The sequence below is a fragment of the Caulobacter sp. AVps18 genome (assembly GCF_058681425.1).
On the sequence record NZ_CM178737.1, the window covers coordinates 1,558,130 to 1,572,527 of the forward strand.

General features: G+C 67.2%; 17 protein-coding genes. 12 read left to right on the forward strand and 5 right to left on the reverse strand.

The window, feature by feature from the left end:
* Positions 1-2: 2 nt before the first annotated feature.
* Positions 3-1,073: a glycosyltransferase family 9 protein gene (locus ACW179_RS07275; RefSeq protein WP_492063633.1), complete on the reverse strand. Its 1,071-nt coding sequence runs from the start codon at positions 1,071-1,073 to the stop codon at positions 3-5.
* A 109-nt stretch (positions 1,074-1,182) separates the two neighbouring features.
* On the opposite strand from ACW179_RS07275, the gene ygfZ reads away from it, so the two are divergent.
* The 3 genes from ygfZ (at position 1,183) to ACW179_RS07290 (ending at position 3,707) form a co-directional block, all read left to right on the forward strand.
* A complete protein-coding gene (gene ygfZ, locus ACW179_RS07280) occupies positions 1,183-1,992 on the forward strand; it encodes a CAF17-like 4Fe-4S cluster assembly/insertion protein YgfZ (protein ID WP_492063634.1) in 810 nt (269 codons plus the stop codon).
* A gap of 80 nt (positions 1,993-2,072) precedes the next feature.
* Positions 2,073-2,975 carry an alpha/beta fold hydrolase gene (locus tag ACW179_RS07285; RefSeq protein WP_492063635.1) on the forward strand — a complete coding sequence of 301 codons (903 nt, stop codon included), beginning with the start codon at positions 2,073-2,075 and terminating at the stop codon, positions 2,973-2,975.
* A gap of 138 nt (positions 2,976-3,113) precedes the next feature.
* Positions 3,114-3,707: a DNA-3-methyladenine glycosylase I gene (locus tag ACW179_RS07290; RefSeq protein ID WP_492063636.1), complete on the forward strand. Its 594-nt coding sequence runs from the start codon at positions 3,114-3,116 to the stop codon at positions 3,705-3,707.
* 7 nt (positions 3,708-3,714) lie between these two features.
* On the opposite strand, the gene ACW179_RS07295 is transcribed toward ACW179_RS07290, so the two are convergent.
* On the reverse strand, positions 3,715-4,125 hold the full coding sequence (locus ACW179_RS07295; RefSeq protein ID WP_492063637.1) for a hypothetical protein: 411 nt from the start codon (positions 4,123-4,125) through the stop codon (positions 3,715-3,717).
* 69 nt (positions 4,126-4,194) lie between these two features.
* Entirely contained in the window at positions 4,195-4,845 is a 651-nt protein-coding gene (gene thiE / locus ACW179_RS07300; RefSeq protein ID WP_492063638.1) for a thiamine phosphate synthase, read from the reverse strand.
* Between the two features lie 250 nt (positions 4,846-5,095).
* On the opposite strand from thiE, the gene ACW179_RS07305 reads away from it, so the two are divergent.
* Positions 5,096-6,922: a M14 family metallopeptidase gene (locus ACW179_RS07305; RefSeq protein WP_492064266.1), complete on the forward strand. Its 1,827-nt coding sequence runs from the start codon at positions 5,096-5,098 to the stop codon at positions 6,920-6,922.
* Positions 6,923-7,021: 99 nt separating this feature from the next.
* Positions 7,022-7,423 (forward strand): MAPEG family protein, encoded by a 402-nt coding sequence (locus tag ACW179_RS07310; protein ID WP_492063639.1) that lies wholly within the window; start codon positions 7,022-7,024, stop codon positions 7,421-7,423.
* A gap of 7 nt (positions 7,424-7,430) precedes the next feature.
* Here ACW179_RS07310 and ACW179_RS07315 read toward each other — a convergent pair whose 3' ends face one another.
* Positions 7,431-8,093, reverse strand: coding sequence for a nitroreductase (locus tag ACW179_RS07315; RefSeq protein WP_492063640.1), 663 nt, complete (start codon positions 8,091-8,093; stop codon positions 7,431-7,433).
* Between the two features lie 109 nt (positions 8,094-8,202).
* Between ACW179_RS07315 and mtgA the strand changes: the two genes are divergently transcribed.
* The 3 genes from mtgA to ACW179_RS07330 all read left to right on the forward strand — a co-directional run bounded on the left by mtgA (position 8,203) and on the right by ACW179_RS07330 (position 10,370).
* Positions 8,203-8,877, forward strand: coding sequence for a monofunctional biosynthetic peptidoglycan transglycosylase (mtgA, locus tag ACW179_RS07320; RefSeq protein WP_492063641.1), 675 nt, complete (start codon positions 8,203-8,205; stop codon positions 8,875-8,877).
* A gap of 14 nt (positions 8,878-8,891) precedes the next feature.
* Positions 8,892-9,437: a GNAT family N-acetyltransferase gene (locus ACW179_RS07325; RefSeq protein WP_492063642.1), complete on the forward strand. Its 546-nt coding sequence runs from the start codon at positions 8,892-8,894 to the stop codon at positions 9,435-9,437.
* A 169-nt stretch (positions 9,438-9,606) separates the two neighbouring features.
* A protein-coding gene (locus ACW179_RS07330) for an IS5 family transposase (protein ID WP_492059466.1) occupies positions 9,607-10,370 on the forward strand; the annotation gives its coding sequence in 2 pieces (ribosomal slippage) (positions 9,607-9,942 and positions 9,945-10,370; 762 coding nt in all).
* A gap of 13 nt (positions 10,371-10,383) precedes the next feature.
* On the opposite strand, the gene ACW179_RS07335 is transcribed toward ACW179_RS07330, so the two are convergent.
* Positions 10,384-10,722 (reverse strand): LytTR family DNA-binding domain-containing protein, encoded by a 339-nt coding sequence (locus tag ACW179_RS07335; RefSeq protein WP_492063643.1) that lies wholly within the window; start codon positions 10,720-10,722, stop codon positions 10,384-10,386.
* Here ACW179_RS07335 and ACW179_RS07340 point away from each other — a divergent pair.
* The 4 genes from ACW179_RS07340 to ACW179_RS07355 all read left to right on the forward strand — a co-directional run bounded on the left by ACW179_RS07340 (position 10,721) and on the right by ACW179_RS07355 (position 13,819).
* Complete coding sequence (locus tag ACW179_RS07340) at positions 10,721-11,185, forward strand: hypothetical protein (protein ID WP_492063644.1); 465 nt, start codon at positions 10,721-10,723, stop codon at positions 11,183-11,185. The genes ACW179_RS07335 and ACW179_RS07340 overlap by 2 nt on opposite strands.
* 82 nt (positions 11,186-11,267) lie before the next feature.
* Positions 11,268-11,822 carry a DUF2306 domain-containing protein gene (locus ACW179_RS07345; protein ID WP_492063645.1) on the forward strand — a complete coding sequence of 185 codons (555 nt, stop codon included), beginning with the start codon at positions 11,268-11,270 and terminating at the stop codon, positions 11,820-11,822.
* 38 nt (positions 11,823-11,860) lie between these two features.
* Positions 11,861-12,340 (forward strand): DUF2141 domain-containing protein, encoded by a 480-nt coding sequence (locus tag ACW179_RS07350; RefSeq protein WP_492063646.1) that lies wholly within the window; start codon positions 11,861-11,863, stop codon positions 12,338-12,340.
* A 24-nt stretch (positions 12,341-12,364) separates the two neighbouring features.
* Entirely contained in the window at positions 12,365-13,819 is a 1,455-nt protein-coding gene (locus ACW179_RS07355) for a carotenoid oxygenase family protein (protein ID WP_492063647.1), read from the forward strand.
* The last annotated feature ends 579 nt before the right edge of the window (positions 13,820-14,398 follow it).

Below are 14,398 nucleotides of genomic sequence, written 5' to 3' on the forward strand. Positions count from 1 at the left end.
GGTCAGGTCAGGTCGAGCGGGGCGGCGTCCTCGACGGGGTCGGTCGGCTCCGCCGGGGCGTCGGGACCCTTTGCCGTCTCGGCCTTCCCTGCCCATGCTTCCGCCAAAAGCGCCTTGGCCGCCTTGACCACGGTCGTGACGGGCAGGTCGCTCATGTGCCGGATGGCTTGAGAAAAGTCGGGATCGACAGCGCGGAACTGCTCAAGGGTGCGCGGCCCCCGCACCGACCGGGTCAGCGGTCCCCAGGGGGCGTAGCGACGCTCATCAGAGGGACCGAACAGGCCGACGGTGGGCGTCCCGGCGGCGGCGGCGATGTGCATCAGGCCGCTGTCATTGCCGATGAACAGGTCGGCGCGTTTCAGGCAGGCATAGGCGGTCAGCAGATCGACCTTGCCGGTCAGATCCACGCAGCGGCCGCGCGCGCTGGCCATGCGCAGTTCCTCGACCATGCGGGTGTCCTCCGGCCCGCCTAGGATCAGCAGGCGGCCACCGGCCATCGGGCCGTCTGGTCCCAGGAGCTGGCCGGCTGTCTGGGCGAAGCGCTCGATGGGCCAGACCTTGCCCACCCAGTTGGCGGCAGGACCCATGGCCAGCAGCGGACCTGCAATCTCGCCCTTTCGCGGGGCCAGCATCTGGTCGGCCAGGGCCTGGACCTCGGGCGTGATGTAGAGATGCGGCGCGGGAGGATCGCCCTCCAGCTTCAGCACGCGAGCCGCGTCGATCACCTTGTGAACGATCTCGCCGGGCGTCTTTTTCCAGATGGCCCGCTTGTCGCGGCGCAGGAAATAGGCGGTCGCGCTGCCGCGCAGATCGACCACCAGGCTCCACTTCTTGTGGCGCACCTGGTTCCACAGCTTGAACCAGTGACCCTTGCCCTTGCCTTTTTCCATTACGATCACCCGGTCAAGGCCGGGCACGTGGGCGAATAGCGGCGCGGCCAAGGGACCAGCCACGATCGTGAAGCGGGCATTGGGGATTTCGTCGGCCAGCATGCGGATAAGGCCGGACGAGAGCACGGCGTCGCCGATCCGCGTGGCGGTGATGAAGAGAATCGGGAAGGCCCGCTGTGTCATCCGTCCTTGTATAGGGCAGGCGGCGCGTCGGCGCATCCCGCGATGACTGCTCAAGTTTCCGTAAACTTCCCCTCTGGCGCGACACGCTGTCGCACGCCACATGGACGTCATGACCCAGACCCTGATCGCTCCCCTGACCAGCCGCGCCGTCATCGCCGTCAGCGGCCCTGACTGGCGCACCTTCCTGCAGGGCCTGATCACCCAGGATGTCGAGACCCTGATGGTGGGCAAGCTGCGGTTTGGCGCGATCCTCACGCCTCAGGGCCGGTTGCTGTATGACCTTTTTATCGCGGGGGTCGAGGGCGGCGCCCTGCTGGACGTGGCGGCCGAGCACCGCGACGCCATCCTGACGCGCCTGACGATGTATCGCCTGCGGGCCAAGGTGGAGCTGACCGCCAGCGACCTTTCGGTGGTCGCGGTCTTTCCGTCCGATAAGGCCCAGACGGCGGACGAGGGCTTCTATCGCGACCCGCGACTGACGGCCCTGGGATCGCGAGCCTATGGCGTCGCGGTCGCGGCAAACGCCGACGAAGACACCTATGACGCTCACCGCCTGGCGCTGGGCGTGCCCGGCCCCGCCGACTGGCTTAGCGACAAGACCTATCCCATCGAGGCCAATTTCGATCTGCTGAACGGCATCGACTTCAAGAAGGGCTGTTTTGTCGGCCAGGAGACCACCAGCCGCATGAAACGGCGCGGGACGATCAAGACCCGCATGCTGCCGATCATCTTCGACGGCCCGCCGCCAGCCTTCGGCGCCGAGATCCTGGCGGGCGAGCTCCGCGCCGGCGAGGTGCTCTCGGGGCGCGGGGGCAGGGCGATGGCGGCGCTGCGGCTGGACCGCATTGAGGGTGCGGGATTAGCCGTCGACGGTCGTCCGGTCAGTGTTGATCGCCCGTTCTGGATGGCTGAAGGCTAAGGCTTGCAGTTTACGCAAAAGTACTTTATATTTTAAAGTATGGGGGCGGTATGGTCCCGATTTGGTGGAGCGGGCCTGCAATGAACCGTCGTGACATCCTGGGCCGCGGTGCCTTGATCGCTGCCCTGCTGGCGGCCGGCCCGATCCTGGGTGCCGGTCCGGCCCTGGCCCAGACCGACGCTGCCCGGTTCACCGTCCAGGTGCGCGGCCAGGGACCGGACGTGATCCTGATCCCGGGCCTGTCGTCTTCGGCCGAGATCTGGGCGCCCACCGCCCGGGCGCTGGAGGGCCGCTTTCGCGTCCACGTCGTACAGGTGGCAGGCTTTGCAGGCGCGCCGGTGGCCGGCAACGCCACCGGCGAGGTGGTGGCCGGCGTCGCCGAAGGCCTGGCCGGCTATATCCAGGCCAAGGGGCTGAACAGGCCCGCTGTGATCGGTCACTCGATGGGCGGCACGATCGGTATGATGCTGGCCGCCCGTCACCCCGGCCGAGTGGGCCGGCTGATGGTCGTCGACATGTTCCCCAAGCTGGCCGTAGCCTATTTCGGCCCGACCGCGACGGCCGAGACCGTGGCCAAGCAGGCGGCGGCCATTCGCGATCGGATCACCAACGCCCCCACCGATCAGTTCGTCGCCCAGCAGAACCAGGTCATCGTTACGATGGTAATGACGCAATCTGCCCGCAAGACGCTGGTCGATCAGTCGTTGGCCAGCGACCGCGACGTGGCCGGCCGGTCAATGGAGGAGCTCCTCATCACCGATCTGACGCCCGAACTCGGAAAGATCAGCGCGCCAACCACGGTCCTCTACGCCGTCAACAAGACCCTGCCGGTCCCGGCGTCCGCCTTCGACGGCTGGTACGCCGCCGCCTACGCCCCGCTGAAGGGCGTAAAGCTGGTCCGTATCGACGACACGGCCCACTTCATCATGGTCGACCAGCCGGTCAGGTTCCAGGCCGAGGTCGAGACCTTTCTGGCGGGGTAGAACTCCCCTTCGAACCTGAGGTCAAAGCCCCGGCAGCCTCCCAGAGGCTGTCCGGGTGGCGGGTGCCGAAACGGACCGTTACGGTCTGTTCACGAAAAGTTCTGGAAATCGCCGATCCAATCAGCCAAGCTCCATCCCATGAGCGAGATCCAACGTTGCACATGGCGGGGCATGGCGGGTGACCCCGTCTATGAGGCCTATCACGACACCGAATGGGGCGTGCCGGAGTACGACTCCCGCGCCCTGTGGGAAAAGCTGGTGCTCGACGGGTTCCAGGCCGGCCTGTCGTGGATCACCATCCTGCGCAAGCGCGACGGCTTCCGCGCCGCCTTCGCCGATTTCGATCCCGAAAAGGTGGCGCGCTTTGGCGAGGCGGATCGCGCCCGGCTTATGGCCGACGCCGGCATTATCCGCTCCAACGCCAAGATCGACGCGGCGATCAACGGGGCGCGGATCTATCTGGACATGCGCGAGCGGGGCGAAGACCTGGGCGACCTGCTCTGGGGCATGGTCGGCGGGGCGCCGATCCAGAACGCCTGGGAGGTCGGTGCCCAGGTTCCAGCCCAGACGCCCTTGGCCGTCGACATGGCCAAGGCCCTGAAGGCGCGGGGCTTCAAGTTCTGCGGCCCGGTGATCGTCTATGCCTTCATGCAAGCCACCGGCCTGGTCAATGACCACCTGGTGACCTGCTTCCGGCACGAAGCGTGCCGGGCCATGGCGGCGAAGGCTTAGGGCTGGATCAGGGCAGATCAACCTTGGGCAGGCTGTCGCGGGTCTCGCAGGCCAGCTTGCCGGCTCCGCCGACCGCGCCGCTGATGTCCTCGATCTTGTCTTCGTTGCGCCAGCCCTTGCCGAGACTCTTGTCGCCGGTGAAGTCCATGCCCAGGTCCATCCAGCGGTTGGCGGCGCAGTCGAGGGCGAAGATCATGATCGGCCCCTTGCTGGCGGGCCATCCGCTGTAGGGGCCGTCGGGTTTGCCCTCGGCGATGCGCACGACGACCAGGCCCGACTTGGCGTCGACCCGCAGGAAGTCCTGATCGTAATAGGTCTTGGTCTCGCCCGGCGCGAGTTTCCAGGTCTCGGCCCGGGCGGCGGTCGCCGTAGTCAGGGCCGTTACGCTAAGCACACACAGCACGAGTCGATGGAACATCGCGTCGCCTCCCGTATCTTATCGTTACGGTGACGCTATGCCCGTCGCGCCGGGCCCGCAATATGTTGATCAGACTCCGCGCGCGGCCAGGCCTTTGGCAATGGCGGCGTTCAGCGCCGCGACCGCGGCGTCCGGTCCTTGCGGATAGGCCCAGACCCCGGCCGAGACGGCCAGGAAATCCGCGCCGGCCGTCGCCAGCGGCGCGGCGTTGTCAGCCGTGATCCCGCCGATGGCCACCGAGGGGATCTCCATCGTTTCCTGCCAGATCGACAGGATCTCGGGATCGGCGGTGGTCGGGGCGTCCTTGGTCGTGGTCGGATAGAAGGCCCCGAAGGCTACATAGTCCGCGCCCGCCTCGGCGGCTTCCATGGCCAGGTGGCGGCTGTCATGGCAGGTGACGCCGATCATCCGGTCCTTGCCCATCAGCTTGCGGGCCGCGGCGCAGGTCATGTCGCCCTGGCCCACATGCACGCCGTCGCAGTCCAGCCGCGCGGCCAGATCGGGGCGGTCATTGAGGATCAGGGCCACGTCGCGCGCCCGGGCGATCGGCGCCAGCGCCGCCACCGCCGCTGCGACGGCGTCGTCGGACGCGTCCTTGAGTCTGACCTGCAAGGCGGCCACGTCGCCGCCTTCCAGGGCCCGGGCCAGGTCGCGGCAGAAGGCGTCGAGGTCGGCGAGCGCCGGCGGGGTGATCAGATAGAGGCGGCAATCGAGAGTCATGCTGGCGGTTTAGGACAAATCCTCGCCCAGACAAACCTTGGCTTTGTCAGATGCTGTCGCCGGAGGTATCGATCCGGGCCTGGGTGCCGGTTCCGGGCTTGCCGCAGGCGGGATGACGACTCGCCGGACGCGACACCGTCGATGGTGCGCCCTATGTTGGGGGCAAGACCCTCCAGCCTGCTGCGTTGGCGAGGCTGCATTCACAGCGGCCGGACTTGCCGCCGGGGCGCATCTGCGGGAGGACGTCATGATGCGAAGTATCGTTCTGTTCGCGGCCCTGGCCGCCCTGTCGCCGAGTCTCGCCATGTCCCAGACCCCTCCGCCCGCCAAAGCCCCTTGGGACGAAGCTTTTCTGCCGCCGGCCCCGTCCTGGCAGGGCGCCAGCCAGGCGTTGATCCGCGACAGGGCCGATCCCTGGGTGACGGCGTTCGAGGCGGATCCGGGCCATGATTTCAGCCCCAACTATGTCGACACCCGCCAGTGGTTCGACCGGCTGGACGCCGCCAGTCCCCTGATCCGCATCGAGCCCTTCGGCGTCTCGCCCGAGGGGCGCGAGATCTATGCGGTGATCGCCAGCAAGGACGGCGCAAAGCTCGATCCCCGGAAGCCTTTGCTGCTGGCCCAGGCCGGCATCCATCCGGGCGAGATCGACGGCAAGGACGCGGGCATGATGCTGCTGCGCGACATCGCCTTCAACGGCAAGGGCGGCCTGCTCGACAAGGTCAACCTGATCCTGATCCCGATCCTCAGCGTCGACGGCCATGAACGCGCATCGGCCTATAGCCGTCCCAACCAGCGCGGACCTCGCATCCAGGGCTGGCGCAACACCGCGACCAACCAGAACCTCAATCGCGACTTTCTCAAGCTGGATCAGCCGGAGATGCAGGCTCTGAAGGCCCTGCACGCGAAATACCGGCCCGACCTCTATGTCGATATCCACGTCACTGACGGCATGGATTACCAGTACGACGTGACCTACGGCTTCAATGGCGAGGACGGCGTCTGGTCGCGCTCGCCGGCCATCGCCCGCTGGCTGGACGCCACGTTCAAGCCGGCGATGAACAAGAGCCTTGAGGCCGAGGGCCACATCCCGGGCGAGCTGGTGTTCGGTATCGACGAGCACGATCCCAAGGCGGGTCTGTCGGACGGCGGCCTGGGCGAGCGCTATTCGAACGGCTGGGGCGCGGCGGCCCATATCCCGACCATCCTGATCGAAAACCATAGCCTCAAGCCCCATGCCCAGCGGGTGCTGGGAACCTATGTGTTCCTCGAAACGGCGCTGAAACTGCTGGCCGACAAGGGAACGTCCCTGCGCGCCGCCATTGATGAGGACCGCGCCTTGCGCCCGGCGCAGGTGCTGGCCAATTTTGTCGCCGACGACAAGCCGACCGCCACCCGCGCCTTCAAGGGCATCCTCTACGAGACCTATGACAGCCCCGCCTCGGGCCGCTCCGAGGTGCGCTGGCTGGGCAAGGCCGATCCCAAGCCCTGGGCCTTGCCCTTCTATGGGTCGCACCCGACCCTGACCCTGAAGCGGCCGACCGCCTATTATGTGCCGAGCTATCGCAAGGACCTCATTGACCGGCTGAAGCTGCACGGGATTGCCGTGGAGCCTCTCGCCTCAACCCAGACCCTGCCCGTCGAGATGCTGCGCCTGACCGATCCCAAGCTGGCTGGTCGCGCCAATGAGGGCCATGTTCAGATCACGGTCACCCAGGTGAAGACCGAGGCCCGCGACTGGACCTTCCCGGTCGGCTCGGTGCGGGTGCCGACGGACCAGCCGCTGGGCGACCTGGCGATCCTGCTGCTGGAACCGCAGTCGAGCGAGAGCTTTTTCGCCTGGGGCATGATCCCCGAAGTGCTCAGCCGCGTCGAATATATCGAGCCCTACGCCATCGCGCCCCTGGCCGAGAAGATGCTGGCGGCCGATCCCGCGCTGAAGGCCGCGTTCGAGGCCAAGCTGGCCGCCGAGCCGAAGTTCGCCGCCGATCCCGAGGCGCGCCTGGCCTGGTTCTATCGTCGCACGCCCTTTTACGATGATCGCCACCTGCTGTATCCGATCGCTCGGGGAAAGTAGATCGAAGGGCGGCTTTGTCGCCTGGCCGACGATAGCGGTTGCCAGACCGGCGCAAGACTGGCCCATATGCGGCTCGTCTTGCCGCTCTGAAGGGTATCCATGGACACCATCGCCTCTGGTCACGCCGCCGCTCTCTGGGTTGGTCTGCATGTTTTTCTGATGCTGACCCTGTCGCTGCTGGTCGTGCGCCTGCGCCAGAAGCACAAGGTCGCTCTGGGCGACGAGGGCATTCCAGAGCTGGCCCGGGCCATCCGCGCCTTTGGCAACGCCAGTGAATATGTGCCGGCGGGTCTGGCGGCCATCATGGTTCTGGCCCTGGTCGGCGCGGCACCCCTGGCGATTCATGTGGTGGGGCTGCTGCTGTTCGCCGGCCGATTGACCCACGCGATCGGCCTGTCCAACAGCGGCGGTGCCTCGATCCCGCGCGCCGCCGGTATGATCTGCACCTGGCTGGCCTATGTGTTCGGCGGCGTGGCGCTGCTGTTCTACGCGATCGGGTAAGCGGCTCTCAGAATCCCTTCAGCTCGCCCCAGGCCTCGAAATCGTCCCGGCGTGAGCGCCAGTTGTTCACCGGGGCGGTCTCGTCGCGATAGCCCAGGGCCATGCCGCAAAACAGCATGTGGCCTTCGGGCAGGCCGATGTGGTCGTGGACGATCTGGTGATAGTGGGCCCAGAACTCCTGGGCGCAGGTGTCCAGGCCCTTCTCGACCGCCAGCAGCATCAGGGTCTGCATGAACATGCCGATGTCGCTCCATTGCGGCGGGCCGCAGCGGCGGTCGACCGAGAAGAACAGCAGCACCGGGGCGCCAAACCCGTCGCCGTTGCGGGCGAACTGCATCAGGCGGGCGGGCTTGTCCTCGCGGGGGATGCCCAGGGCACCATAAAGATCCTCGCCGACCTGATAGCGGCGGGTGCGCAGCGGGTCCCACAGATTGGCCGGATAGATGTCATATTCGGGGGTGTCGGGCGCGCCCAGGCGGCTGGCCATGGTGGCCTTCAGCGCTGCCAGGGGCTCGCCGGCAATGGCCTGCACCCGCCAGGGCTGGAGATTGCCGCCTGACGGGGCGCGGGCCGAGGTTTCGAGCAGCTCGCGTAGCAGGCCGGCGTCCACCGGATCGGGCTTGAAGGCGCGCACCGACAGGCGGCGATTGACGGCGTCGACAACGTTCATGTTGCGCTCCTTGGCCCAGGCCTTAAGTCCCGCGACAGATGCGGTTCCTGTGGTTAGCATCTGCACGTTGGGTCAAGACAAGTCGGTTTTGGCTGTTTGGGGGCGATCCGTGCGGCTGTTGCGCAACATCTTTCTGGCCCTGTTCATCGTGCTGGTGGCCGGGCCCATCGTGGCGGTGCTGGTGTTCCGTTTCGTGCCGCCGCCGGTGACGCCGCTGATGCTGATCCGCGCCGCTGAGGGCAAGGGGCTGGACCATCGCTGGCGGCCGATCGACGATGTCTCGCCCGCCCTGCCGCGCGCCCTGATCGCCGCCGAGGACGCCAAGTTCTGCGACCACCACGGCTTTGACTTCGATGCCCTGCAGAAGGCTTATGAGAACAACGAGAAGGGCGGCAAGGTCCGCGGTGGGTCGACCATCAGCCAGCAGACCGCCAAGAACGTCTTCCTGTGGCCGGGCCGCTCCTATGTCCGCAAGGGCCTGGAGGCCTGGTTCACGGTGCTGATCGAAATCGGCTGGGGCAAGAAGCGGATCATGGAGGTCTATCTGAACTCCATCGAGTTTGGGCCGGGCCTGTACGGCGCGGAATCGGCTTCCCGGCGATATTTCGGAGTCGGGGCCGACAAGCTGACCGGACCCCAGGCCGCCCGCCTGGCCGCCATCCTGCCCAGCCCCCTTAAGTGGAAGGTGGTCAAGCCGGGCAAGTATGTGAAAAAACGGGCCCGCAAGATCGGCGCTGCTTCGGGGACCGTCCGTCGCGACGGCCTCGCGGCCTGTGTTCTGTAGAGGGAGGATCCGAGATGGCTGTTGCCCCTGGACCGGTTCTGGAAACCGCCCGCCTGATCCTGCGCCCGACCGCCAGCGAAGACCTGGATGGCTGGGCGCAGATGATGGCCGACGCCGACACCGCCCGCTTCATCGGCGGCGTGCAGCCGCGATCCAGCGCCTGGCGGGGCATGGCCTCGATGGCCGGCTCGTGGGCGATCAACGGCTTTGGCATGTTCTCGCTGATCGAAAAGGACAGCGGCCGTTGGCTGGGCCGGGTCGGACCCTGGCAGCCGGAGGACTGGCCGGGAACCGAGGTCGGCTGGGGCCTGACCCGCGACGCCTGGGGCAAAGGCTATGCCGTCGAGGCCGCTGCAGCGACCATCGACTGGGCCTTTGACGTGCTGGGCTGGGACGAGGTGATCCACTGTATCGACCCGGACAACACGCCCTCGCAGAAGGTGGCCGAGCGGCTGGGCTCGATCAATCGCGGACCTGGCCGGATGCCGGCGCCCTATGAGGATCACCCCATCGACATCTGGGGTCAGACGCGGGCGCAGTGGATGGCGCGGCGGGGCTAGGGCGGGTGATCTGATGGAATCAGCTCACCCGCTCTAGACTCTTGTTTTCACGCGCGTTTCATTCCGAAAACCGGTTCCCACTTTTCGGAACGCGCTCTAGGAGCTGTGGACTCTAGGGATTCCCGAAGGGTGCGAAGCGTGATTCAAGACTGTCTTTTGGGAGGCGGTCTTGGGTGTGATGGATCGTTTGGTGCTGAGTGACGCTGATTGGGACCGGATGTCTGGCCTGATCATCGGGCGTCCTGACCAGAAGGGCTCGACCGGCCGCGACAACCGGATGTTCGTCGAGGGCGTGTTGTGGATCGTGAGGACGGGCTCGCCCTGGCGCGATCTGCCCGAGGTGTTCGGCGATTGGAATAGCGCCTTCCGGCGGTTCAGTCGCTGGAGCCAGAAGGGCGTCTGGCGGCGGATCTTCGAGGCGATGTCGGGCGATCCAGACTTCGAATACCTGATCATAGACTCCACCATCGTCCGCGCCCACCAGCACGCTAGCGGGGCCAAAAAGGGGGGTCTGAAGATCAAGCCCTTGGACGCTCGCGCGGCGGACTGAGCACCAAGGTCCACATGGCCGTGCGAGGCCTGGGCCAACCAGTCCGGTTCATTCTCACGGCCGGGCAACGGGGAGACGCACCTCAAGCGGGTCCGTTGATCGAAGGCTTGCCGGCCAAGGTCGTCATGGCCGACACCGCCTACGATGCAGATCATCTGCGTCAGGCGATCACCGCCAAGGGCGCCGTCGCCGTCATCCCCAACAATCCTTCACGCGCTCAGAAATATACGCTCGACCCGCACCTCTACGCCCAGCGCCACCTCGTCGAGTGCTGCTTCAGTCGCCTCAAGCAGTTCCGCCGTGTCGCCACCCGCTTCGAGAAGACGGCGAGAAACTACCTCGCCGTCCTGCACCTCGCTGCCGCAATACTCTGGATGCGATAAGTGTCCACAGCTCCTAGAACCACCCCGCCTCGCGCAAGGCCTTGGCATAGGCGCGGCTGACCGGGGCTTCGACCCCGCCGGTCAGGGTCAGGACGGCCCGGCCGTCGGTGCGGCGCGCGTCCTCGACGGCCCCCTTGGCCACCCACCAGGAGCGGTGGGTCTGGGCACCTTCGATGCCCTCCAGTTCGGCCACGGCGTCGGAGAGCCGCAACAGGATCAGGTCTTCGCCCTTCGAGGTGTGCAGGCGCAGATAGTGGTCCTGGGCCTCCACCGCATGGATCGTTGCGCCACGCAGCCGGGGGGGCAGGCGGTCGAGGAAGCGCGGCGCCGGGGCCCCGGACGGTGCGGGCATGGGTCTCGGGCGGCTTGCGCTGGATCAGGACATTCAGGGCGGTCATGCCGGCGGTGATCGTGAAGACCGGACCCAGATAGTGGGGCAGGGCGGCCAGGCGTGGCGTGCCCTCGAACAGCAGCTCGGTCACCAGCCAGACCACACCGGTAAAGGGCACGGTGATGCCGATGCACAGCAGGCTGCCGTAAATCCAGGGATGGGCATCGGCCCGGCCGTCGCGGCCGAGCACCTGGCTGAGCCCGGTTCCCACGACGCTGCCGGTCAGGCAGAGTCCGACCCAGTAGGCCAGTCGCACGGGCAGAGGCACGGCATTCATGCCCAGGGCGGCGATCAGGGCCAGGAAGACCCCGGCGGCCGTCGAGACGGCAAAGCCCTGCAGCGCCTCGCGGGAGGTCAGCGCCATTCGCGAAGCGTGAACAACATCGGCCAGCCGTTCACGAAACCGGGGCGGCGACTGGCGTAACGGCGATTGAGACACAGGGAAGGCCGCTCCAGGACTGAGGCACCGGCGAAACACGCTGACCGCCGATACGCAGGAGATGAAGATGGCCGACCAAAACATGTCAATGCAGCGCAGGGCCCTGAGCAGCCGTTTCGCCGTTCCGACTGCCCTGGCCGTCGTCACCCTGGCGATCATCGCCGTGAGCCCCGGCGTACGCGCCGCGCCGATGCGCTTTCTGGAGGGGCTGGGCTTCCATCCCCATGCGCCGGATCTGTCGCTGCTGGCGGCCGCGCCCCTGGCCATCCAGTTGCATGTGGCCGGGGCGGTCACGGCCTTCCTGATCGGCTCGGTGCTGCTGGCCGGGGTCAAGGGCAGTGGCCTGCACAAGCGCCTGGGCTGGACCTGGGTTCTCGCCATGGCCCTGACGGCGATCAGCTCGCTGTTCATCCGCACGATCAATCCCGGTCATTTCAGCTTCATCCACCTGCTCAGCGGCTGGACCCTGATCGCCCTGCCCATGGCCATCGTGGCCATCAAGCGCGGCAAGGTTCGCCAGCATGCGCGCAACATGACCGGTATGTTCGTCGGCGGACTGCTGGTCGCCGGCCTGTTCACCTTCCTGCCGGGCCGCCTGATGTGGCGCGTCTTCCTCGGCTGAACCGTCCTTTCAAACCCCACCTCAATCGGAGACCTGACATGACCAAGATCAAGACCCTCGCCCTGTGCCTGGCTCTGAGCCTTCCCGCCGGCGCCGCCCTGGCCCAGGATCCGGCCCCGGCCCCGGCCCCGGCCCCAGCGCCCGCCGCTGCCTCCGGCCCCGCGAGCCTGGCCCTGGCCTTTCCCGACCTGAAGCAGAAGAGCGGCGTCATCATGATCGCCGTCTATGACGGCCTTGAAGGCTGGAAGAGCGGCAAGCCCGCCAGGGTGGCCCTGGCCGCCGCCGCCGACCCCGAACCGGTCGCCCGGCTGGAAGGCCTGCCCGAAGGAACCTACGCCGCCCGCGTCTTCCAGGACCTCGACGGCGACGGAAAGATGGACGTCAACCCGTTCGGCCTGCCCACCGAGCCCTACGGCTTCTCCAACGGGGCCAAGGTGAATATGGGCCCGCCCAGCTTTCAGGAGGCCAGCTTCGCCGTCGCGGCCGGCGAAAATCGCCAGACCATCGCCCTGAAATAGACCGATCAAGCCGGAGTTGCTGCCATGAACCGTCGAGACATCCTGCGCGGAGCCGCCCTTCTCGGCGGTGCCACCCTGCTGAGCCCCGAGGCCGTCTGGGCCGCTGCCGCCGGCGACTGGACCCAGGGCTTTGCCGATGTCGAGGCTGACATCGCCCCCACCGGTCTGCAGCGGATCCACGGTCGGGCGCCGGTTGCCCTGGAGGGGACGCTGTTTCGCAACGGCCCGGCCCGCTTCCGCCGTCCCGGCGGCTCGGTCGGGCACTGGTTCGACGGCGACGGCCTGATCCGCCGGTTCTCGATCGGCGACGGCAAGGCCAGCCTCGCGGCCCGCTTCGCTGATACCCCCAAGCGCCGGGCCGATACGGCCGCCAACGCCGTGATCACCCCGGGCTTCGGCACGGCCGCCGGTCCGGGATCGGCCCTGTCGGGGCCCGATGACGCCAATGCCGCCAACACCTCGGTGATCCTGGCGGGCGGCGAACTGTGGGCTCTGTGGGAGGCGGGCTCGCCTCTGGCGATGGATCCGCAGACCCTCGAAACCCGTGACTTCAAGACCCTGCGGCCCGACCTGAAGGGCATGCCGTTCCTGGCCCACCCCCGCATCGAACCTGATGGAACGATCTGGAACCTGGGCCTGGCCGGCAAGCAGGCGGTGGTCTGGCGGCTGGGTCCCGACGGGGCCCTGCAGGACGCCCAGGTCATCGCCCTGCCGCGCGCCAGCTACATGCACGACTTCACGGCCACCGAGCGGCATCTGGTGATCCTGCTGCAGCCCTGGATCCAGGACAGCTTCCGCATGCCCTATGCCAGCAGCATGGTGTGGCGGCCCGAGCTGGGGACCCAGGTCCTGGTCATCGACAAGGCCGACCTGACCCGGCGTCGGGTGTTCGAGCTGGATCCGTTCTTCTTCTTCCACCTGGGCGACGCCTGGGAGGAGGCCGACGGAACCATCCGCTTCGACGCCTGCATCGACGACAATGCCGATGGCGTGGCCAAGAGCAGCCTGATGCTGCTGAAAGGCCAGGCCATGACCGAGGTCGCCCCGCCGCGCCTGGCCCAGATCGTCCTGCGGGCCGACGGCCGGGCCACGATGACCCGGCTGACCCGTACGGCCGAGTTCCCGCGTTCCGACCCCCGGTTCGCAGGCCGCAGGCGGGCCTTCACGGCGTACGCCACCAACCAACGCCCCGACCGGCCGCTGTTCCAGGGCGTGGCGGTGCGCGACTGGACCCGAGACCGCGAGCAGGTCTTCGACTTCGGGGCCGATCATCTGGTCGAAGAGATGGTCTTCGTGCCGCGCAAGGGCTCCGGCGCCGAGTTCGACGGCTGGCTGGTGGGGACCAGCGTCAATCTGAAGGCGCGCGCGACCGAACTGCATGTGTTTGACGCCCGGCGGGTGGAGGCCGGCCCGCTGGTCAGCTGGCGGGCACCGGTGGCCCTGCCGGTGACCTTCCATGGGTGTTTCCAGCAGGCCTAGACCGGGCGATCTGATGGAATTAGATCGCCCGCTCTAGTCCTTTGTTTTCACGCGCGTTTCATTCCGAAAACCGGTTCCCACTTTTCGGAACGCGCTCTTGAGCCGAGGGGACACGGCTTCGCCGCCTCACGCGGTTTGACCGCTGAAGGGTTGGGAAGGGTCGCGGAGCGCCCGGGCCTCGCCCGGATGTAGGTTTGTAGAAGTACCGTTTCGACGAAGATCAGACGCTCCGCGTAGTCCGATTTCCGGTGAGCCTGCGGGGCGCGGGGTTTTAACCCGCTCCCGACGTTCGGCCCCCGGCGGGTGGAGGGGAAAGCGACCCCGTCCAGACCGTCCAGGCGATTTCAGCCCGGACCTGTTGCGCATATCGGGCGTCGCCAAAGGGTGTTCCCGGTGGTCCGGGCCCGGCCTCAACGCAGCGCCCTCAATGGACACCTGCTCCGCCAGACCCCACCGGGCCTTCAAAACGACGGCCGACGGCGCTTCCCGCTCGACCACCCCTGACAGCCGCCTCAGTCGCCGGCCGGACGCCCTTCCCGTGCTGTCAGGTGGGATCAGTATGGGGGGCGTTTTGAGCGC